The organism is Bifidobacterium saguinibicoloris, assembly GCF_019331725.1.
Taxonomy (GTDB): Bacteria; Actinomycetota; Actinomycetes; order Actinomycetales; family Bifidobacteriaceae; genus Bifidobacterium; species Bifidobacterium saguinibicoloris.
The window spans coordinates 267,991-288,345 of the sequence record NZ_JAHBBF010000001.1; the positions used below are offsets into that span (position 1 = coordinate 267,991).

Genomic DNA, 20,355 nt, shown 5'->3' on the forward strand with positions numbered 1-20,355 from the left:
AGCCAATCTTCATTTGGATAGAGTGAAGATTTGATACAATCTTCATTGAATACAAACGAAGATTGGTCGTTCATTCTCATGCATCGCGCATGAAGACGGGAGCATCATGTCGTTTTCCTCTCTGATCGCCGAATATCTCGACTTCGAGGTCCCCGAATACATCCCAAGGGACAGTGCGGCGCTTGACGTCCCCGAACCGGCGCGCAACAACGTGATATACACCATCATCGGAGTACGCCGATGCGGCAAAACCTACGCCATGTACCAACTGATGGACCGCCTCCTCGCCTCCGGCGTACCGCGCACCCACCTGTTCCATTTCTCGTTCGACGACGAGCGCATCATGCCGTTCACGGACCATACGCTCACCGATTTGCTGGATACGTACTATCGTATGGTCCCGGAAGCCTTGAGCGGCTGCTACCTGCTGTTCGACGAGATTCAGGAGGCGCCGTACTGGGCGAACTTCATCCGACGCGTCGCCGAACAACATAACGTCACCATCGTGCTTACCGGTTCGTCGTCGAAACTGCTCTCCTCCGATATCCCCACCAACCTGCGCGGCCGCTCGTTGTCACGGGAGATGTGGCCGCTGAGCTTCGAGGAATACTGCCGGTTCCACGGCACATCCACGACGGCGACCGCCGGCGAATACCCCGCAGACACACGCAGGCCCCTGCAGAACGCATTCGACGACTATCTGAGTATCGGAGGCTTCCCCGCCGTGCAGGCCATGCCCCTGCTCGACCGCATGCGTCTGCTGCAAGGGCATGCGGATGAAATCGTCATCAAGGATGTGCTGGAACGGTTCGGCGCCACATCCCTGCGCGTGGCCACGCGATTCTCCCGCAACGCGCTGCGTTCCACTGGACTGAAATTCTCCGTCAATGCGCAGATCAAATCATTACGAGGCATGCAGGTACCCGTCTCTGGAGGCAAACTCTACGACCTGCTCGATGATTTCGAGGACGCCCATCTGCTGTTCAAAATAGGGGATTTCACATTCGCGATCAAGGACAATCCAAAAGCCGCAAATAAAGTGTACGCCGTCGACCCGGGACTTTCACTGGCCGTCGCCCCGGCGAATCACCTCGATCTCGGGCAACGTCTGGAAACCGCGGTATTCGTGGAACTTAAAAGGCGATACGGTGACAACCGCACCAACACCATCGCCACATATTCGGCGGGGAACTGTCCGGAAGTGGATTTCGTCATCGGGGATATCGCCGCCGGCGAGCCGTACCAGCTCATTCAGGTCGCCGTCGAAACCGGCATCGACACCACTCGAATCGACGATTTCGCATCGACGAGCCTCCGGGACAAATTCCGCAGCGAAATCGGCAACCTCGCCGCCGCGATGGAGAATACGGGATTGGATCACGGCACGCTGATCTCACTCAATGAGGAGGGCCGTGTCGCGGTGCCGTCCGGAACCATCGAGGTGATTCCCGCGTGGCGGTGGTTCCTGCAGCAGGGACGGGAGTAGGCTGTACCGCATATTGGAATATCGGCCATCCGGCCCCAACGCATCAACTCCATGGAAGGAGACCGGCCCGAATGAAGACCCTGATTCTCGTATTCCACCCCGATCTGAGCCGTTCCCGCGCGAACGCCGCACTGGCGTCGGCCGCACGGCGCTGTCCCGCCGACAACGTCACTGTACGCGACGAATACGCGCTCTACCCGGACGGCCATATCGACGTCAAGGCCGAACAGGAGCTCGTCGAAACGCATGACCGCATCGTGCTCCAATTCCCGATGTACTGGTACTCCTCCCCCGCCCTGCTCAAGGAATGGGAGGACAAGGTGCTGGAATTCGGCTGGGCGTACGGCCCGGGCAGCGAGGCGCTCAAGGGCAAGCAGATCATGGTCGCCACCACCGCCGGCGGCCCGGAATCCGAATACGTGGAGGAGGACGACGGCGCCACGATGCGCGAGGTGCTCTCCCCATACCGGATGATGGCCCGCTACACGCACGCCGTCTGGCTGAAGCCGTTCGTCGTCTTCGAATCGATGGAGCTCTCCGACGAGGCGTTGGCCGAAGCCGGACGGCGGTATCAAGAGGCGCTACTCGCCGAATAGCCGCACGCGTCCCCGACCCGATGACGGCGGCGACGCGTGCGCCCGCCGGCCGGACCGATATCCGATGAGCGGGCGCACGTTATCATCCGTTCGTTGACGGATCACCGCTTTCCGGAAACGTCCTACGTGACAACGCGAGCACGTACCAGGCGACAGGAAGGGTGAGCAGGCCGCCGGCGACGAACACCCAGACGATCGGAATCACGTCGGCGAGCGGCGCGAACACGAGCATGCCCAACGGCATGCCGAGCGTGGAGAGCATCGTGTCGAGGCCGAAGACGCGACCGGTCATCGACTCGTCGGACTCGGACTGCATGACCGTACGCATCGGGCCGACGCAGACGGCGGAGGCGACGCCGTTGACAACGTCGATGACCAGATAGACGAGCAGGTTCGGTGCGACGCCGAGGCCGACGACGGTGATGCCGACCATGGCGATGCCGAATGCGATCGCACGCATCTGGGCCAACGCGCCGTTCAGCAGCCTGGGCCCGATCGCGGACATAAGCGCGCCGCCGAGCAGCATGCCGACGCTCAACCCCAGCTCGTTGGCGGCGAGCTTGTCCGAAGCGGTCGTGAGGTTCACGAATCCGAGGTTCAAGTCGATGCCCTCGTACTCGCGCGTCATGAGCAGCAGCGTCAGGTTCATCGGCGCGACCGACATGAGGCAGGTGAGCGCATCACCCAGCACGGCGCCCTTGAGGTACGGGTGGCGCATCGTGTAGACGAAGCCGGCCTTGAGGTCGGCGAACGTGCGTCGCAGCACGGCGAGCAGCAGCGGTTCCGTCGGCGGGGCCGCGGTCGCGTCGGCTTCCGTTCCGGCCTCGCCCGCCGTGGCCTTGGATTTCGCCGGCACGCGGATCAGCGCGACGAAGCCGACGCCGATGACCGCGGTCGTCACGTCGACCAGGAGGATCGACCACAATGGCGCCACATTGACGAGCACGGCGGCGATCGCCGGCGCCGCGATACGGTTCGCCGAACCGATGACGCCGAATATCGAGTTGATGCGCAGAAGCCCCTTCTCCGGAACGACGTCCGGGATGAACGACTGCACGGCCGGCTCCTGTATGCCGGCTCCGGCCGAGCGGACAAGCAGCACCACGAAGATCAGCGACAGGCTCGCCCAGCCGGTCGCGAACGCGACGGACAGCACCACGGTGACGGCCGCGATGACGAGGTCGGGCAGGACGATCAGGGCCTTGCGGTTGTAGCGGTCGGCCATCGGCCCACCGAAGACGGAGACGAGCGCCTGCGGCAGCACACCGAACAGGGTGGCCAACAGCATGGCCGAGCCGGTGCGGGTCTGCAGCACGATCCACCACCAGATGGCGAACTGGACGACGCTGGACCCGAGCAGTGAGAACGCCTGACCGGTGAGCAGCAGCAAGGCGCGGCGCACCCACCCGCGTTCGCGCGGATCGGACGTCGCATCGGTGGCGGCGGTCACGCCGTCCACTGGGGCGACGGGAACGGTTCCGGCATGGGTTTCCGAAATATTCTGAGACATGGGTATATGTGTTCCTGTTTCCATTCGCACGCGCCGGGAAGGATGGACGGACACGCCCACCATCCGTATGATTGCGCGGCATCGATGTACATACGACGAAATGGGCGTACCCGCTCACAGGTACGCCGGGACCCCGCATCGGGTCCCCTTCCCCGTCAGATCGCGGGCTTGGACGCGAAACGCGCCATCGTCATCATGCAATACGAACACATGGGGCTCGACTGTAGACCTCGGGATGGACGTGACGGCCAAGGCGAACCGCCGCCCGCTGTTCGCTGCTCGCTGTTCGCCGAGAACGTAGTCGACGACAAGACGGCGCATCTTCTGCGACGATGGTATCGAACGACAAAATCACTCGTTTCGAGATATTCCATATCGAAGCGAACCGGACCATACAGCAAGGAGACAACACTATGAAGAAGACGCTGGTGCTCGTGTTCCACCCGTCCCTGAACGGCCAGTCCCACGTCAACAAGGCGCTCGCCGAGGCCGCCGAAGGACTGGACAACGTGACCGTGCGCGACGAGTACGCGCTCTACCCGGACGGCCGCATCGACGTCAAGGCCGAGCAGGCGGCGGTCGAGGCCGCCGACCGCGTCGTGTTCCAGTTCCCGCTCTACTGGTTCTCCTCCCCCGCTCTGCTCAAGGAGTGGGAGGACGAGGTGCTCGAGCACGGCTGGGCGTACGGCTCCGAAGGCCATGCGTTCGAGGGCAAGGAGTTCGCCGTCGCCGTCTCCACCGGCTCGCCGGAGTCGAAGTACCAGCCGGAAGGCGACAACAAGTTCACCATCGACCAGGTGCTCGTCCCGTTCGAAGGCACGGCCAACCACATCAACGCCACGTGGGTCAAGCCGTTCGTCACCTTCGCCTCCTTCGGCATCACTGACGAGGCGCTCGCCAAGGCCGTCGAGGACTACAAGGCTTTCCTGACCAAGTAATTCCCATTCAATCGGTTCCGCAGCAAAGAACGGCTCTCATGGTCCGCCCATGAGAGCCGTTTCGCGTCGAGGGTCCGCCGTTCCCAATCCCCGGGCCACGACGGACCATCGCGCCGCCGTTTGGCCGTGACGCATCTACCGGTCGCGCGACGCGAGCTCCTCGCGCAGGGCGGCGACAGCCGCGGTGAGCTCGCGCACCGCCATGCCGGAGGTGCGGTTGAGCACGTGGAGCACGGTGAGCAGACGCAGCAGGCGCAGCGGTCTGAGCATGGGCAGGGCGATGGTCGCGAGGGCGAACAGGTTGCGCGTGAACCATCGCCACCGGTCTTCGGCGAGCCATAGCGAGACGGCGTAGTCGATGACGAACATGATCCAGATCGCGTTGATGACGGTCTCGCACAGGAGGATGTGCGTGCCGGCGAGGATCTCCCACGAGTAGGCGATGAGGAACATGACGGATAGCGCCATCAGCGGCCATTCCGTCCATCGCTTCCATGCCTTGAGCCTCATGCGACGATTCTACCGGCCGGGGTGGTGTCCGCCACTCCGTGGTTCCCGCACCTCGTCTTCGTAGAGGTAGTACGCGTCGGCGGTGCCGTCGGGGTGTTCCCGTCGTTCCTCGCGGATGCGGGTCAGGCCGCGATGGTCGTAGAAGCCCGCATCGCATGTGGTGTCGGTGAACAGGAAGTACCGGCGTGCGCCTTGCGCGTGGAATCGTCCGATCGCGTGGTCGAACAGCAGGCGTCCCACTCCCTTGCCGCGCATCCGCCCGTCGACGAGGAACAGCACCACTTCCGCGTCGTAGCGTTTTCCGAGCCCGCGCATCAGCCGCCTGTCTACGGCGATCAGGTCGAGCGCGTCGCGGATGCCGCGCCTGCCGTCCGCCGTGAACGGCAGCGGCAACGATTCGCGTATCACGCGGCGGACGTGCCGGTTGAACGGCGTGGATCGCAGGAGCGACGCCTTCGCGTCGACGCATGCCAGGATCATGCCCACGACCCTGCCGCCGTATACGGCGACGGTCGCGATGGTCGAGCAGGACAGTCCGTGATGCAGGTCGATGGTCGCAAGCCGGCGCGCGCAGTCGTCGCCCATCGCGGGGTCAGCGTACCACATGCGTCGCATCATCGCGATGAGCGCCGGGTGGTCGTCGCGTCGCAGCGGCCGCAACGTCACGCCGACGCTTGGGGGCACGGGAGCCGCGGGAGTCATACGGTCCGCAGGATCATCCATACGCATACGTTCCATTCTTGCATCCGTTCACCGGACGCGCGCCTGTCCGAGCACGTACCAGGCGACGGGCAGGGCGAGCAGGCCGCTGGCCACGAACACCCACGCGATCGGGATCAGGTCGGCGAGCGGCGCGAAGATGAGCATGCCGAGCGGCATGCCGAGCGTGGCGAGCGTCGTGTCGAGGCCGAAGACGCGGCCGACCATCGACGGATCGGATTCGGATTGCATGACGGTGCGCATCGGCGCGGCGCACATGCCCCAGGCGATGCCACACAGGATGTTGATGACGAGGTAGGCGAACAGTCCGGGGGCGAGCCCGAGGCCGATGATCGTGACGCCGACCGCGGCGATAGCGTATGCGGCCACGCGCATGTTGTCGCGGATGACCTTCACGCCGATGGTGGACATGATGAGGCCGCCGAGCAGCATGCCGGCGCTCCAGCTCAGCTCGTTGGCGGCGAGCTTGTCGGAGGCGGTCGTGAGGTTCACGAACCCGAGGTCCAGGTCCAGCCCGTCGTATTCGCGGGTCATAAGCAGGAGCGTCAGGTTCATCGGCGCGACCGCCACGAAACAGGTGAGCGCGTCGCCGAACACCACGCCTTTGAGGCGCGGCTGCCGCATCGTGTAGACGAGGCCTGCCTTGAGATCGGCGAACGCGCGGCGGACGCCGGAGACGAGCGGATTGCCGTCCGTCACGTTCGACGCGGCCGCCGCGGCGGCTTCCCCGCGTCGTTCCGGCACGCGGATGAGCGCGACGAAGCCGACGCCGATGACCGCGGTCGTCACGTCGATGAGCAGGATCGACCACAGGGGCATCACGTTGATGAGCACGGCGGCGATGGCGGGCGCGACGAGCATGTTGGCCGAGTTGATCATGCCGTAGATCGAGTTGACGCGCAGCAGTCCGCCGGCCGGCGTGATGTCGGGGATGAACGATTGGATGGCGGGCGTCTGCACGCCGCCGCCGGCCGAGCGGATGAACAGGACGACGAACAGGATGGCCAGGTTCGCCCAGCCGTGCGCGAAGGCGAACGACAGCATGACGGTGACGCCGGCGATGATGAGGTCGGGCAGCATGATGAGCGGCTTGCGCCGGTAGCGGTCGGCCATCGACCCGCCGAAGATCGACACGAGGGATTGCGGCATGACGCCGAACAGGGTGGCGAGCAGCATGGACCAGCCGCTTCTCTCCTGCAGTACGATCCACCACCAGAGGGCGTACTGCACGATGTTGGAGCCGAGCAGGGAGAATGCCTGTCCGGTGAGCAGCAGGGCGACGCGACGCGTCCAGCCGAGCTCGCGCGAATCGGGCTGCGGCTCGAAGGGCATGGTCGGTTCAGGGGTATCAGTCATACGGGTGTTCCTTCGCTTCATCGTTCCGCACGGTCGTCCGTTCCGTACCGTGCATGGCATGCATACGGTCGAACCGGCATGCCGCGCCGACCGTCCGTCGTGGACGGTGCGGTGACGGCATGCCGGGACCGTATGTCAGATGAAGCCGGGCGCGTACACCGGGGCGTTGTTGTCCGGCGACGAGGCGCAACACAGGGAACACATGGTTCCAGACGTTAGCCGGATTCGCCGACAACGCCGGTCTACGCTACAGTCGCCCGCATCCGCCTAAGTCGCCTACAGCCGGTCGACGATGAGGCGGCAATGGTCGCGCACGACGGCGGCGGACCTGTGGAACCTCGCGAGCTCCTCGTCGCTCAGGTGCAGGTCGACGAAATCACCCACACCATCGCCGTCGAGCGCGACGGGCAGGGACAGGAACACGTCGCGTTCGCCGTACTCGTATTCGCCATCGATGAGCGTGGACACAGACACGACGCCACGCTCGTTCCACAGAATCATGCGCACCAGACCCGCAACGGTGGCGGCGATGCCGTAGCTGGTGCCGCCGCGCAGGCCCTTGATGTCAAGACCGCGGCGGCGCGTCTCCTCCTCGATGCCGGCGAGCGTGACACCCGGATAGCGCGAACGGTTGTCCTCCAGATACCGTGCGAACGACTTGCCGATGAACGAAACCGTGGACCACGGCACGAACTGGCTGTCGCCATGCTCGCCGATCACGTATCCGGAGACGAGACGCGGGTCGAGACGCGTAGTCTCGCCGATAATCGTCTTCATACGCGACGTGTCGAGCGCCGCACCCGAGCCAAGCACCTGCGCGCGCGGCAGTCCGGTGCGTCTCCACGCGAACCAGCTGAGCACGTCGACCGGGTTCGACACCATGATCAGGATGCCATCGAACCCGGAATCCTTGATATGGCGCAGAATCGGATCGACGATGTCGATGGCGGCGCCAAGCTCCTGCATGCGCGTCTCCCCCGGTTTCGGCTTCGGGCCGGCGGTGACGACGACCACATCGGCATGACGGCAGTCCTCCCATCCGCCCGCGCGGATCGTCACGAACCTGCCGAGGAACTCGCTGCCATCGGCCAGATCCATGGCAAGTCCCTCCGCCTTCCGCGGATGATGGTTGACGAGCACGAGCTCGTTGCACAACCCCTGCTGGACGATGGCGCTCGCCACCGCCGCACCGACGCTGCCCGTACCCACGACGACCACGCGGCTTCTGTTCGCGGTGACCATGATGCGGTCTCCCTTCCTTTCGAAATGCTGTGTCGTCTGTTGCGTCGTCGCCGTTCCCGGTTCTCACCGCACGGCGGTGAAGAAGAACCTCGGGAACGGGAAGATGATGCTGCCGTCGGATTGGGTCGGATAGGCCTCGCGCACACGGTTGAAAACCTCGTCCTCGAACGCCGCACGCGCCGCGGCACCGGGCAGCGCCTGCAGGTATGGGCGCAGCCCGGTGCCGCGGTACCAGTCCATGATGGCCTCGTGCGAGGGCAGCGTGTGCAGGTAGGTGGTCGTCCACATGCGGAAGCGGGCGGCGTGCGTGTGCAGCAGCTCCCAGTATTCGGGCGGCGTGAGGTTGAAGAACTCGCGGGCCTGCGGGAGCTTGTCCGCGTACGCCGGCGAATGGACGAGCTCGCCGATGATGCGGTGGATCGGCTCCTCGTAGTTCATCGGCGTCTGCACGGCGAGCGTGCCGCTCAGCTTCAGCAGTCCGAGCAGCAAGGGGATCAGCCGCGCATGGTCCGGCACCCATTGGATGCACGCGTTGGAGAACACCACGTCGAAGTCCTGCTCCAGTGCGGCGAGCTCGTCCGGCTTCGACACGTCGCACAACGCGAAATCGATGTCCGGGTGGGCTTCGCGGGCGGCTGAGACCATCTCGGGGGAGCTGTCCACGCCGAGGATCTCGGCATGCGGGTACCGTCCGCGCAGCACGGCGGTGCTGTTGCCCGGCCCGCAGCCGATGTCGATGAGGCGTGTGACGGAGCCGTCGTCCGGTGGCAGCTGCATCGCGAGGTCCCGCGACGGCTGCGTGCGTTCCTTCCCGAATCGCAGATACTGTTCCGAATCCCATACGACCATGCGGCTCACGCTAATGCCGCCGCCGCGATGCGTCCACGCCACCATCCGCAATCCGGACACGTGGACGCCGTGTCCGTCACCATCGCGGGTGCCGGCGCACCGGCACGGTGCGATAATGGTGCATGCCTGCCGGAACCTCCGGTCGGCGACCCGTCGCTTCGAGATCCGAGGAGGGACATCAGTGTCCAGAGACATCACGTGGCGTCAGGCGTTGCTCATCGCTTCCGCCCCCGGCTTGCCGGGACTGATCCTGTTGGTCGTCGGCATCGCTCTGGCGGTGTATGTGAAACGATCGGCCGCCAAATGCACGGAGGTGACCACGGGCGTCGTCACGGACTACCGGTTCTTCGGCAACGGGGACAACGACGACGGCATCGCCCCGCTGGTCTCCTACCAGGTCGACGGACGCACCTACACGGTGCTGCGCCGGTTCCGCGGCGTCTCCTCGCTTTCGATACGCGCGCCGTGGCTGCCGGACGGCGAGGCTCAATTGTGGGTCACGCCCGACGACACGCTGCATGTGCGGGCCAAGGGCGGCCGCTCCATCAACTACGGCAGGGCCGCCAGCCGTCTGTGGCCGCTCGGCAGTCCCATGACGGTCCACTACGACCCCGACAAGCCATGGCGGGCGTACGCCGAGGTCCGGCACGCCGGCGCCGCGACCGCGCTCGCGGTGATCTTCATCGCCGTGGGCGCGAACCTGCTGTTCCTGCTCGCGCCGGCGCTGTTCTTCCTCCTGCCGTAGACGGACAGGATGGGGACCGCGCGGCGAAGACGCCCCTCCTACATGGTCTCCCAACGCCGTTTGAGCAGGAACGCGGCGGCCTTGGGCTGCCGGTCGCGCGTGAACACGCCCTTCCGGTTGCCGTCGACGCGCATGATGCCCTCGCCGGTCTGGAAGTCGCACAGGTTCCATACCTGTTCGCCGACGACCGCGTCGTACCTGTCGAACACGCGGTGCTGCATCTCCAGGTATTCGCACTGGTATTCCTCGCTCCACTGCACGCTGGGCAGCTTGTGCACGCCGGCCTCGGTGTCCGCGCCGTATTCGGTGAAGACGAACGGCTTGTCCGGTTCGAGCTCCATCCACCGGTCCATCTCGTCGATGAACGCCTTTTCGGCGCCGGCCAGCTGGTATCCGCCCTGCACGTACCAGCCGTAGTAGCGGTTGAGGCAGATGACGTCCGCGAACCGGTGGCAGCGGTCTTTGCCGGCGGCGGCCATCATCAGGTTCGTGTAGGTGAGCGGGCGGTGCTGCGGGTCGAGCGTGCGCGCGGTCACGAAGATCTCCTCGAAGTACGGGACGGCGGACTCGGCGGCGGAGTCGGGTTCGTTCATCAGGCTCCACATGATGACGCTCGGATGGTTGCGGTCGCGTTCGAACAGTTCGCGCAGCGCCGCCTTGTGCACCGCGAGGGTCCTCTCCTGCACGTCGGGGTCGTCGAAGAAGCCGCGACCCCTGTGCGGATTGGAGTCGTTGGCCGCGTCGATGAAGTTCATGAGGCTGGCCATGAAGCCGACGGCGGCGCATTCGTCGATGACGAGGAATCCTTCGCGGTCGGCCATGCGCAGGTCCTCCTCGCTGTACGGGTAGTGCGAGGTGCGGAAGGAGTTCGCACCGGTCCATTCCATGAGCGCGTAGTCGCGGGCGATGACGGCGAGGTTCTCGCCCCGCCCGTTGACGATGCTGTCCTCGTGACGTCCGAATCCCTTGAGATGGACGGGTTTCCCGTTGACGAGGATGCGCCGTCCCTCGACTTGGACCGTGCGGATGCCGATTTCGTCGTCGTAGCGGTCGATGATGCGGGCCTCGTCGGACGTCGCGTCGTCGACGATGGTGAATTCGATGCGGTACAGGTATGCGGCGCGCACGTTCCATAGGTGCGCGTCCGTCACGTGCAGCACGCCTTGTCGTCCGGACGCCTGCGCGACCATGACGCCGTCGGCGTCGTAGAGGCGTGCCTCGACCGCGTGCGTGCCGTTCGTCTCCACGTCGTAATGCACGTCGGCGGATCCGTCGTCGTGGATGTCGTACGTGGTGGCGTATCCGGTGACGGCCTCCTTGGGTACGGCGATGAGCCGCACCGGACGTTGGAGCCCCGCGTAGTTGAAGAAGTCGAAGTATGGGCCGTTGATCGGGGTGCCGTCCGGCAGCGTGCCGGTGGTGCCGGCGGGCAGGCTCGTGTGGCTGAGTTCGTTGTTCACCCTGACCGCCACATGGTTACGTCCGTTCCAGCGGACGACGTCGTCGATGCGGACCGCGAACGGCGTGAACCCGCCTTCGTGGGAGCCGACGTGCGTGCCGTTGACGAAGACGTCGGCGCGATGGGTGGCGGCGTCGAAGCGCAGGTAGAGGTCCTTGCCTCGCCATTCGCCGGGCACGAGCACGTCGGTCTCATACCAGAAATCGCCGGCATATTCGCGTGACGCCTTGTCGGTGACGATGTCGTTGAAGCTGGCGGGCACGGGCATGGGTTCCGGATCGGGCAGGCCGTCCGTCGGCCATCCTTTCCGTTCCCCTTCGCCCGCGGGGTCGAACCGGAATCCCCACATGCCGTCCATGTCCTGGATGCGCCGTGTGGCGGTCACACGTGGATACAGCAGTGCGCCATCGGTCATCGTCTTGCCTCCTTCGGAATCGTCGGACCGTTCCCGCGGCACAACTGTACGCCGTCGCCACGCCCGGATAGCCGTCCCGTCCCGGCGACGGGGACGGGACGCCGGTCACCGTTTCCGCCAGCGCAGGAGCTCGAAGGCGAGGGCGTAGACGAGCAGGAGCGCGGAGGCGAGGAACACGACGCGCAGGGCCACGTCGAGGGAGGGCAGGAACGTGGCGACGACGCCGAACACGGCCACGCCGATCGCGCCGCCGACCTGGCGGAACGTGTTGAACATGGCGGAGGCGATGCCGGCCTGCGCCGGGGCGACGGAGCGCAGCACGACGCCGGCCGCGGCGGGCGTGGTGATGGCGGCGCCGAAGCCGACGACGCTCAGTCCGACGGCGATCACCCACACGGGGATGGGCTGCGGGGTGAGGAACTCGAACAGGAATCCGGCGATCATGATCGCAAGCCCCAACGTGATGGAGAACTTCGAGCCATGCGCGGCGATGAGGCGTCCGCCGAACAGGTTGCCGAGGATGGTGACGAACGCGGAGGGCACGAACACGAGGCCGGCCGCGAAGGGGCCCATATGCCGCTCGTTCTGCAGGACCATCGTGCAGATGAACACCATGCCGTACCAGTTGAAGATCATGATGAATCCGATCTGCAACGCGACCTGCATGCCGCGCACGTGGAAGAGCCCAAGCGGCATCATCGGGGCGACGACCTTCGTCTGCGAGTACGCGAACGCGACGAGCGCGACGAACCCCACGCCGAGCAGTGCGAGGGTCGCGGGCGCGCCCGCCCCGATCGAACCGACCTCGATGATGCCGGCGACGAGCGCGGCCAGGCCGATCAGCGCCAGCGTCTGGCCCACCCAATCGAATCGGATGGGGCGGCGCGGCGAGGTCGCGATGCGTGGCGAGAGCGCAAGGATGAGCAGGCAGAACGGCACGTTGATTGCGAACACGAGACTCCAGTGGATCGGCGTGAGGAGTCCCCCGAGCAACGGTCCCACGGCGGAGGCGGAGGCGCCGCCCGCACCCCATAGGGCAAGCGCCCATGCGCGGCGGCGCGGGTCCGGGTTCGCCTCGTTGATCAGGGACATCGAGGCGGGCAGGATCAACGCCGAGGCGACGCCGAGCACGCAGCGGCCGGCGACGAGCGCCGCCATCGACCATGCGAACGAGCAGAACAGCGAGGCCCCGCCGAACAGCGCGGCGCCGACGAGGAACACGCGCTTGGCGCCGAACCGGTCGGCGAGGCTGCCGGCGAGCAGCAGCAGGGCCGCGAACAGCAGCGTGTACCCGTCGACGACCCACTGCTGGACGGCCATGTCGCCGCCGAGGTCGGCTGCGATGGTGGGCAAAGCGACGTTGACGATGAGCACATCCATGCCCGCGAGGAACGAGGCAACGGATGCGGCGACGGTGACCGCCGCCGAGGCCCGGCCCTGCCGCGCCTCGGCGATCCGGGAGACCGAAGAAGCAGAAGAAGCCGGAAGTGATGTCGGAGTCGATGCCATACCTGTCGCCATTTCCTTTGCATGTAATCCATTCGTTCCATGAACCGACAGTCATGATAGGCCTGCGGCTGTCCGCAGGATTGGCGTCCGTACCTGATTCTGGTTTACAGCGCATGAACCAATGGTTCACACATCGGCCATAGGGGCAACGGGAGGACCGTATGCACGACATCCTGGAAGGGTCTTCCGCACGCTGATACGATGGAAGTCGACAGCCGCACATCGACGTGCGCGCGCCGACTGATCGGTGAAGGAGGACGTCATGTCCACGCAATCCATCCGCAGGACGCCTGCCGGCCGCACACGCAATCGCAGGGCGTTCTCCCGAAAGGCCCGCACCATCGTCGCAGCCACGGTTGCCGTCGTCGTGGCGTTCGGCGCGGGCTTCGGCGCATGGTGGCATTTCGGCGACGGAAGGACCACGATCATGACCATGCTCAAGCCCGCGGCGACGCCCGCCACCGAACGCATCACCGCCTCCGTCACGGATTTCGCCTACTCCTCCGCGCCCGGATTCCTCGCGAAGACGAACGGCGACGCGCACGGCAACGTCAACTACTCCCCCACGTCGCTGTGGATGGCGCTGGCGCTGGCCGCGCAGGGCACCAACGGTGCCACGCGCAGCCAATTGGACGAGGCGCTGGGCTCCGCGAAGCTCGCCGACGACGATTACCGTTCCCTGATACGTTCCATCAACGGACGGTACGACGGTTCGAAGTCGACGATGGAGCTCCACGACTCCGTCTGGGTCGACAAGGAATACCGGCTCATGGATTCCTACGAGAACGCCGCGAAGGACACGTTCGACGCCGAGGTCAACTCGCTCGCCATGGACCAACGGGCGGCGGAACGGATGGGCCGCTGGGTCGCGGACAACACCCACGGCATGCTCAAGCCGGACATCGAGCTCGACGAGGACACCATCCTGACGATCATCGACACCGTGTACGCGGACGGCCGCTGGGAGAGCCCGTTCGAACCGGAAGACACGATGGACGACACGTTCCACGGCGTCACGGACGAGTCCGAGGTGCCGATGATGATGCGGTCGTTCGACGGAATCGACTACGCCGAAGCCGGGGACGGCTCGTGGCGGCGCGCGTCGATCCCGTTCGACAACGGCGGCGCGCTCACGATCCTCCTGCCGGAACGTGCGGCCTTCGACGCAATCGCAGGCGACCCCGACCTGCTGCGCGAGGCGATGACGGCGGACGCCGCGACGGCGAAGGTCGCCATGACGCTGCCGCGTTTCACCGTCGACGGCACGTTCGCGTCGGATACGATCATGGGCGTTCTGCGCGGTCTCGGTGTCGAGGATGCGTTCTCCTCCGACGACGCCGATTTCTCCCGCATGGTCGAACAGGACGGGCTGCCCGGCAATCCGTTCATCGGCGAGGTCATCCAGGGCACGCGCATCGAGGTGAACGAGCATGGCGCGAAGGCGGCGGCGTTCACGCAGATGAATGTGGACGCCGCCGGCGCTCCCGCGGAGGAGAAGTGGGTCGAGTTCACCGTGGACCGTCCGTTCCTCTACGAGCTGTCCACACCGGACGGCGTCCCGTTGTTCGTCGGCGCCGTACGCAACCTGTGACGCCACCGGACGTCACGCCCGCCACATGGCGAAGGACGTCACGACGTCAACGGCAGTGTGAGCCGCATCGTGGTGCCGTTCGCGGACGTGGATTCGACGTCGAGCGTTCCGCCGTAGCGGTTCGCCACGTCGCGCGCCAAAGCGAGTCCCAGACCGTAGCCCTGATGGGCGGTGCCGCCGTCGTCGCGCGCGAACCGGCGGAACAGCCGCTCGGGGTTCCCGCCGATGCCGGTGCCGTGGTCGCTCACGCGGATGACGGCGTCGCCGCGATGGTGGTAGCCGAGCGAGACGGTGACGCGTGTGCCGTCGGGCGCGTGCGCGACGGCGTTGTCCAATACGGCGACGAGGCAGCGTGAAAGCCCCACGGCGTTGCCGCGCACGATGAGATGCGCGGGGTCGCCGTCGACGTGCGTGTCGATGGTGACGCCGCGCTTGTCGGCGAGCGGGCGGACCGCGTCGACGGATTGGTCGACGACGCCGGCGAGCGGCACCGGTTCGGCGTCGACGGCGCCTCGGGCGGCGACAAGCAGGTCGGTGATGATCGCGTTCATGCGGTCCACGTCGCCTCTGAGGTCGGCGAGCGGCGCGTCGATGGGTTGGCCGTGTGCGCGCCGGAAGTCGATGAGGTCGATGCGTGTGGCGATGACGGCGAGCGGCGTCTTGAGCTCGTGGCTGGCGTCGGCGACGAAGTCCTTCTGCAGTTGGAACGCGTGTTCGAGCGGCGCGACCTCTTTGTGCGAGTAGTATCGGCCGACGAGTGCGACCGCGGCGACGACGCCGAGCACGAACAGGACGGTGAAGCCGATGGCCTTGCGCGTGTCGATGACCATCATGCCGGAGCCGAATTGTTCGGTGACGCTCATGGCGTTCGGGTCGAGGCCGCGTTCGGTGAATTCGTGGCGCGATCCGAGCAGCACGCCTAGGATGTACAGGATGCCGCCGACGACGGTGATGACGGCCATCGCGACGGTCATGCGCAGGCTGATGAGTCCGGCGACGTGTCCGCCTCCGGCGATGCGGCCGACGTGCGCCGTTCCGGCCCCGTCGTTCCCATGCTTCTTCATGATGCGTTTCTCCTGTCTCATCCGCGTGGGTCGCCGATGCGGTAGCCGCGGCCGCGCACGGTGTCGATGATGCGGCGCGTGGTCTTGCCGCGCACGTACGAGACGTACACGTCGACGGCACCGATGTCGCTGCCATCGGAGAACGCGGCGCGCAGGATCTCCTCGCGCGGGAACACGTGGTCGGGCGAGGAGGCGAGCGTGGCGAGCAGTTTCGTTTCGGTTTCGGTCAGGGGCGTGGACCGTCCCTCCGGATCCTCGATGAGGTTGCCGCCGGGTTTGAGCAGCCAGTCGCCGATCATGATGGATGAGGCCTGCGCGTGGAAGCCACGCAGGAGGGCGCGCAGCCGGGCCTCGAGTTCGGCGAAGTGGAACGGTTTGGTCAGGTAGTCGTTGGCGCCGGCGTCGAGTCCGTCGACGATGTCGTCGACTTCGGCGAGCGCGGTGAGCATGAGCGCGGGCGTGGTGACGCCGGCGGCGCGCAGGCGTCTGACCAGGTCGAGGCCGTCGCCGTCGGGCAGGCGACGGTCGACGACGAGCGCGTCGTAGCGGTTCGACGACAGCAGGTCGCGCGCCTCCCCTTCCGTTTGCGCCCAGTCGACGCGATGGTCGGCGCCGAGCATTTCGGTGGTCATCGCCCCGAGGCTCGGATCGTCCTCGACGAACAGGACCGCGGGCAGTAGCAGGCGTTCGGGGTCCGTCACGGCATGGGAGGCCATGTCTCCCGCCATGCCGTTTCCTGCCGTGCGGTCCGTGTCGGCGTCAGCGGCCTTCCGTATCGTCATCGTCGTCTCCTCGTCCGTTCACGGCGCCATCGCACCTGTTCCTACGGTTATATCAGACCTCCGAACCGCTAAGGCCGCGCTAAGAAACGCTCGGGGGATTGGCTTGGGGCCGCGCTTGGACGTACCGTGCGCGATATGAGTGGAATGCATGTGTTCACCGCCGAGCGGGTGTCGTGTACGGTGCCGTCTCCGGACGGCGACCGTACGGTCTTCGCCAGTCTGTCCTTCGCGATCGACGCGGGCGAGATCGTCGACCTGGTGGGGCCGTCCGGTTCAGGCAAAAGCAGTCTGCTGACGGCGTTCGCGCTGCTGAACCCGCATGCGACCGGTTCGTTCGCGCTTCAGGGCCGCGATTCCGGTGGGTTCACGCCGCAGCGTTGGCGGCGGGAGGTCGCGTATCTGCCGCAGAAGCCGATTCTGCCCGGCGCCACGGTGGCCGACGCGATCCGCCTGCCGTACATGCTGGCGGTGCGCGCCGACGAAGCCGTCGACGCCGCCGGTCCGGCGGCGTCGACGCGGCGTCCGGGACCGGTCGCCAGGTTCGCACGCCTGTTCCGCGATGATGCGGCGAAGGCGCGCGAACTGCTGCCGGAGGAGCGCATCCGCGCGACGCTGGATGCGATGGGCTGTAAGGACATCGACCTGACCCGCGCCCCGCACGACCTGTCCGGAGGACAGGCGGCACGCGTCTCGTTGGCGCGCACGCTGCTCACCCGTCCGAAGGTGCTGCTCGCCGACGAGGTGGATGCGGGGTTGGATGACGGGAACGCGGAGAAGGTCGCCGAGATCATGGCGGACGCGGCCGCACGCGGCATGGCGATCGTCCGCATCAGGCATCGGCCGCCGGACGGACGGGCTGCACGCATCGTCACCCTGGCCGACGGGATGTTGAGCGAATCGGAGGCGGAACCGGCCGCTGTGACGGACGGAACGGCGGCCGACACGGCGGACGGAACGGAGCACGGACCTAAGGAGGAGCGGGCATGAGCGGCAACGCGTACGACATCGACGTCTGGGGCCTCATGGTGGCCCTCGCCATGGTGGCGGTGGCCGCGGGCGTGAGCGGGCTCATGCGCATGGGCATCGGCAGGTCGCTGCTGTGGTCGGCGTGCCGCGCCCTGCTGCAGCTGTGCGCGATGGGCTTCGTCATCGGCTACGTGATCCGCGCGGACAACGTGTTCCTCGTGTTCGCGACGATCGGCGTGATGCTCGTCGCCGCCGTGCAGATCACCCTCTCGCGCGCCAAAGGCATACCGAAGGGATTGGCGGGGCCGGTGCTGCTGAGCCTGACCATCACGATGCTGCTCATGATCGCGCTCGTCACGGAACTCGTGGTGCGCCCCCACCCGTGGTATGCGCCGCAGCTGGTCGTGCCGCTGACCGGCATGCTGCTCGGCAACACGGTCTCCGCCTTGGCGGTGGGCCTGAGCCGATTCTACGAGAGCATGGACGAGCGGCGCGACGAGATCGACACGATGCTCGCGTTGGGCGCCACCGCTTGGGAGGCGTCCAGACCGTCAATCGTCTCGTCGATCCGTCTCGGACTCCTGCCCACGATGGCGACGCTCGCCTCCTGCGGCATCGTCACCATCCCCGGCATGATGGCCGGCCAGGTCATCGCCGGCGGCGACCCGCTGGAGGCCGCCAAATACCAGTTCGTCGTGTTCGCCGCGATCTCCGCGCTGACGCTCATCGCCGACGGATTAATCATGGCGATGGTGTACCGCACCTGCTTCACCGCATCCGACCAGTTCAGGCCGCAGGCCATGCGCGGAACCCGCTGACCGCCGTGACGGGTCGGGGTGGGCGGCGGTACGGCTTCACATGGACGCCGTCCCGCCGCCCTTCGTTTTCCCATTGTTTTCCGGCGATTCCCCCGACCCGCCGCACACGGGCGCTACCATGGTGGCTGACGGGACGTGGCTCCCGCAGGTATGAATGAGTATGAGTAGCGAAGAAAACAGCGACAAGACAATGGAAAACAGTGGATATGCGATCGACCGCTCGTGGCTGACCGAGGCGAAGGAAGGCATCAGCCAGTGGTCGTACATCATGTTGAAGGACGCGGACGGCAACGACATCGATTGGGATTGGGTGCGTTCGCTCGACCTGGAGCACGGCATCGGCGTGGCCTCCCCGGACGACTACGAGCCCGGCGCCACGTCCAGCGCGCACGACCTGCTCAAGGCCAATCTGGGGATTCGCGACCGCCTCGAGGCGATCATCGCGAAGATGAGCATGACGTTCATGCGCGACTTCGACCGGCGCATCAAGACCTACGACCTGCCGCGTGCACTCGCCTACGCGGACCGCAGGCTCAACGACCAGATCGCGCTGCTGCGCGACCGCGGCATCGCGGAAGGGCTGTGGACCGTCGAGGACGAGGAGCGCGAGCGCGTCACCGTGCCGGTGCTCACCGCCGCGAAGGACGGCGTGGTCGTCGACGACATCCAGGACCGCACCGCCGAGATCGTCAACGCGCGCGCCGAACAGCGCAAGGCCGACCGCGCCAAGCGCGAGGCCGCGCGGCTGCACCGCGAGCACGCCCTGTTCGAGGCGGACGAGGTGAAGGACGGGTCCGTCGAGGCGGGGCCGGACGAATCGGCGCCTGCGGATTCGAGTTCGGATCAGGGCAGCCCCGACTATCTCATCGAGGGACAGCCGGTCATCAACGACGACAACCCGGCCGTGCCGTCCGTCGAGCAGGTGAACCGGGACGAGACCGCCGTGCCGGAGGCCCGGTTCGAGAAGTCCCGCCATGCGGCCGCCGAGCATGTGGCCGCCCGAGAGGCGGCGCGCCCGAAGGATTATTGGCGTGAGGTGTTCCTGCCGGGACGCGACGTGGACAAGGTGATGGGCATCGACCTGGAGACGAACGGCACGGAACCGTACCGCGCGTACATCATCGACGTGGGCTTCGAATACATGAACATGAAGTCCCCACGTCCGGCGGACGCGCCCACCGGCTACGAGTACGACAAGGACTATTACGAGGGCGGAGACGCGTACGACCAGCACCGGTTCTCCTTCGGCGTGACCGACGAGGCGGCGCGCCACGGCAACCCGTTCATCATCCAGCTGACCGGCATCGACATCAGGCAGCGCGTCGGCATCGACTATCCGATGTTCGACGAGGACCAGACCGCGCAGGCCGATCTGCTGAAGCGTCTCACCGCGCAGCCGTTCGTGGCGCACATGGCCACGTTCGAGCACAGCTTCTTCATGCTCAACGTGAAGGGGTATGCGGAGGCGTACCGCAACGGCCATGTGACCATCATCGACACGCTGCCGATGAGCCGCCTGTGGGACGAGGGCTCCATCCCCAGCGAGGAGCATCCCGACGGCGACAATCGTCTCGACGCGTACGCAAAGCGCCAGGGCGCGCTGCGCGAGGACGACGCCGAACGTCACCTGGGCCTCGAGGACACGCACATCATGCTCCTCGCGATGAAGCATCATCTCAAGCAGCTGCAGGTGGAGGCCCGCGGGCCGTGGGGCCCGAACGGCAAGGCGGGCGTGGGCGGCAAGCGCATCGTCAGCCGTCGCCGTCACTGGAGGCGCTGACCGGAATGACCGTCGGCCG

17 protein-coding genes and 1 pseudogene are annotated in these 20,355 nt (G+C 66.2%); 8 read left to right on the top strand and 10 right to left on the bottom strand.

All coding sequences use genetic code 11. From position 1 onward, the window contains the following. The first annotated feature begins 106 nt into the window (after positions 1 to 106). Together KIH78_RS01390 and KIH78_RS01395 are read left to right on the top strand one after the other, a co-directional pair. Positions 107 to 1,486: an ATP-binding protein gene (locus KIH78_RS01390; protein ID WP_219130916.1), complete on the top strand. Its 1,380-nt coding sequence runs from the start codon at positions 107 to 109 to the stop codon at positions 1,484 to 1,486. A 71-nt stretch (positions 1,487 to 1,557) separates the two neighbouring features. After that, positions 1,558 to 2,082 (top strand): NAD(P)H-dependent oxidoreductase, encoded by a 525-nt coding sequence (locus KIH78_RS01395; RefSeq protein WP_219130917.1) that lies wholly within the window; start codon positions 1,558 to 1,560, stop codon positions 2,080 to 2,082. Positions 2,083 to 2,164: 82 nt separating this feature from the next. On the opposite strand, the gene KIH78_RS01400 is transcribed toward KIH78_RS01395, so the two are convergent. After that, the gene (locus tag KIH78_RS01400) at positions 2,165 to 3,592 is read right to left on the bottom strand and encodes an MFS transporter (RefSeq protein ID WP_219130918.1); all 1,428 of its coding nucleotides are present in this window, start codon (positions 3,590 to 3,592) and stop codon (positions 2,165 to 2,167) included. A gap of 413 nt (positions 3,593 to 4,005) precedes the next feature. On the opposite strand from KIH78_RS01400, the gene KIH78_RS01405 reads away from it, so the two are divergent. After that, positions 4,006 to 4,530 (top strand): NAD(P)H-dependent oxidoreductase, encoded by a 525-nt coding sequence (locus KIH78_RS01405; protein WP_219130919.1) that lies wholly within the window; start codon positions 4,006 to 4,008, stop codon positions 4,528 to 4,530. Between the two features lie 192 nt (positions 4,531 to 4,722). Here KIH78_RS01405 and KIH78_RS01410 read toward each other — a convergent pair. The 5 genes and pseudogenes from KIH78_RS01410 to KIH78_RS01430 form a co-directional block, all read right to left on the bottom strand. Further along, positions 4,723 to 5,040 (bottom strand): annotated as a pseudogene (locus KIH78_RS01410) (two pore domain potassium channel family protein); the annotation flags it as partial. Between the two features lie 9 nt (positions 5,041 to 5,049). Then, the gene (locus tag KIH78_RS01415; protein ID WP_236034323.1) at positions 5,050 to 5,763 is read right to left on the bottom strand and encodes a GNAT family N-acetyltransferase; all 714 of its coding nucleotides are present in this window, start codon (positions 5,761 to 5,763) and stop codon (positions 5,050 to 5,052) included. Between the two features lie 27 nt (positions 5,764 to 5,790). Then, entirely contained in the window at positions 5,791 to 7,092 is a 1,302-nt protein-coding gene (locus KIH78_RS01420; protein ID WP_236034351.1) for an MFS transporter, read from the bottom strand. A 300-nt stretch (positions 7,093 to 7,392) separates the two neighbouring features. Further along, positions 7,393 to 8,358: an L-lactate dehydrogenase gene (locus KIH78_RS01425; RefSeq protein ID WP_219130922.1), complete on the bottom strand. Its 966-nt coding sequence runs from the start codon at positions 8,356 to 8,358 to the stop codon at positions 7,393 to 7,395. Between the two features lie 63 nt (positions 8,359 to 8,421). Beyond that, complete coding sequence (locus KIH78_RS01430; protein ID WP_236034324.1) at positions 8,422 to 9,135, bottom strand: methyltransferase domain-containing protein; 714 nt, start codon at positions 9,133 to 9,135, stop codon at positions 8,422 to 8,424. A 253-nt stretch (positions 9,136 to 9,388) separates the two neighbouring features. On the opposite strand from KIH78_RS01430, the gene KIH78_RS01435 reads away from it, so the two are divergent. After that, positions 9,389 to 9,952, top strand: coding sequence for a DUF3592 domain-containing protein (locus KIH78_RS01435; protein ID WP_219130923.1), 564 nt, complete (start codon positions 9,389 to 9,391; stop codon positions 9,950 to 9,952). Positions 9,953 to 9,990: 38 nt separating this feature from the next. Here the strand turns inward: KIH78_RS01435 and uidA are convergent, their stop codons facing one another. After that, entirely contained in the window at positions 9,991 to 11,826 is a 1,836-nt protein-coding gene (uidA, locus tag KIH78_RS01440; RefSeq protein WP_219130924.1) for a beta-glucuronidase, read from the bottom strand. A 105-nt stretch (positions 11,827 to 11,931) separates the two neighbouring features. After that, the gene (locus KIH78_RS01445; protein ID WP_236034325.1) at positions 11,932 to 13,335 is read right to left on the bottom strand and encodes an MFS transporter; all 1,404 of its coding nucleotides are present in this window, start codon (positions 13,333 to 13,335) and stop codon (positions 11,932 to 11,934) included. Positions 13,336 to 13,597: 262 nt separating this feature from the next. Between KIH78_RS01445 and KIH78_RS01450 the strand changes: the two genes are divergently transcribed. After that, on the top strand, positions 13,598 to 14,926 hold the full coding sequence (locus tag KIH78_RS01450) for a serpin family protein (RefSeq protein WP_219130926.1): 1,329 nt from the start codon (positions 13,598 to 13,600) through the stop codon (positions 14,924 to 14,926). Positions 14,927 to 14,964: 38 nt separating this feature from the next. On the opposite strand, the gene KIH78_RS01455 is transcribed toward KIH78_RS01450, so the two are convergent. Together KIH78_RS01455 and KIH78_RS01460 are read right to left on the bottom strand one after the other, a co-directional pair. Beyond that, entirely contained in the window at positions 14,965 to 15,990 is a 1,026-nt protein-coding gene (locus tag KIH78_RS01455; RefSeq protein WP_219130927.1) for a sensor histidine kinase, read from the bottom strand. 17 nt (positions 15,991 to 16,007) lie between these two features. After that, on the bottom strand, positions 16,008 to 16,772 hold the full coding sequence (locus KIH78_RS01460; RefSeq protein WP_214314916.1) for a response regulator transcription factor: 765 nt from the start codon (positions 16,770 to 16,772) through the stop codon (positions 16,008 to 16,010). A gap of 135 nt (positions 16,773 to 16,907) precedes the next feature. On the opposite strand from KIH78_RS01460, the gene KIH78_RS01465 reads away from it, so the two are divergent. From KIH78_RS01465 to KIH78_RS01475, 3 genes are all read left to right on the top strand, one after another. Continuing rightward, a complete protein-coding gene (locus tag KIH78_RS01465; RefSeq protein WP_420830089.1) occupies positions 16,908 to 17,759 on the top strand; it encodes an ABC transporter ATP-binding protein in 852 nt (283 codons plus the stop codon). Then, the gene (locus KIH78_RS01470) at positions 17,756 to 18,556 is read left to right on the top strand and encodes an ABC transporter permease (RefSeq protein ID WP_219130928.1); all 801 of its coding nucleotides are present in this window, start codon (positions 17,756 to 17,758) and stop codon (positions 18,554 to 18,556) included. Before KIH78_RS01465 ends, KIH78_RS01470 begins: the two co-directional genes overlap by 4 nt. Before the next feature lie 160 nt (positions 18,557 to 18,716). Beyond that, positions 18,717 to 20,336, top strand: coding sequence for a PolC-type DNA polymerase III domain-containing protein (locus tag KIH78_RS01475; RefSeq protein WP_236034326.1), 1,620 nt, complete (start codon positions 18,717 to 18,719; stop codon positions 20,334 to 20,336). The last annotated feature ends 19 nt before the right edge of the window (positions 20,337 to 20,355 follow it).

Excerpts from the sequence above, each read along its gene's own strand:
- KIH78_RS01465 (WP_420830089.1), top strand. The coding sequence starts at position 16,908 with ATGAGTGGAATGCATGTGTTCACCGCCGAGCGGGTGTCGTGTACGGTG.
- KIH78_RS01415 (WP_236034323.1), bottom strand. The coding sequence starts at position 5,763 with ATGGATGATCCTGCGGACCGTATGACTCCCGCGGCTCCCGTGCCCCCA.
- KIH78_RS01390 (WP_219130916.1), top strand. The coding sequence starts at position 107 with ATGTCGTTTTCCTCTCTGATCGCCGAATATCTCGACTTCGAGGTCCCC.
- KIH78_RS01475 (WP_236034326.1), top strand. The coding sequence starts at position 18,717 with ATGAGTAGCGAAGAAAACAGCGACAAGACAATGGAAAACAGTGGATAT.
- KIH78_RS01420 (WP_236034351.1), bottom strand. The coding sequence starts at position 7,092 with ATGCCCTTCGAGCCGCAGCCCGATTCGCGCGAGCTCGGCTGGACGCGT.
- KIH78_RS01460 (WP_214314916.1), bottom strand. The coding sequence starts at position 16,772 with ATGACGATACGGAAGGCCGCTGACGCCGACACGGACCGCACGGCAGGA.
- KIH78_RS01450 (WP_219130926.1), top strand. The coding sequence starts at position 13,598 with ATGTCCACGCAATCCATCCGCAGGACGCCTGCCGGCCGCACACGCAAT.
- uidA (WP_219130924.1), bottom strand. The coding sequence starts at position 11,826 with ATGACCGATGGCGCACTGCTGTATCCACGTGTGACCGCCACACGGCGC.
- KIH78_RS01405 (WP_219130919.1), top strand. The coding sequence starts at position 4,006 with ATGAAGAAGACGCTGGTGCTCGTGTTCCACCCGTCCCTGAACGGCCAG.
- KIH78_RS01425 (WP_219130922.1), bottom strand. The coding sequence starts at position 8,358 with ATGGTCACCGCGAACAGAAGCCGCGTGGTCGTCGTGGGTACGGGCAGC.
- KIH78_RS01445 (WP_236034325.1), bottom strand. The coding sequence starts at position 13,335 with ATGGCATCGACTCCGACATCACTTCCGGCTTCTTCTGCTTCTTCGGTC.
- KIH78_RS01395 (WP_219130917.1), top strand. The coding sequence starts at position 1,558 with ATGAAGACCCTGATTCTCGTATTCCACCCCGATCTGAGCCGTTCCCGC.
- KIH78_RS01430 (WP_236034324.1), bottom strand. The coding sequence starts at position 9,135 with ATGCAGCTGCCACCGGACGACGGCTCCGTCACACGCCTCATCGACATC.
- KIH78_RS01455 (WP_219130927.1), bottom strand. The coding sequence starts at position 15,990 with ATGAAGAAGCATGGGAACGACGGGGCCGGAACGGCGCACGTCGGCCGC.
- KIH78_RS01400 (WP_219130918.1), bottom strand. The coding sequence starts at position 3,592 with ATGTCTCAGAATATTTCGGAAACCCATGCCGGAACCGTTCCCGTCGCC.
- KIH78_RS01470 (WP_219130928.1), top strand. The coding sequence starts at position 17,756 with ATGAGCGGCAACGCGTACGACATCGACGTCTGGGGCCTCATGGTGGCC.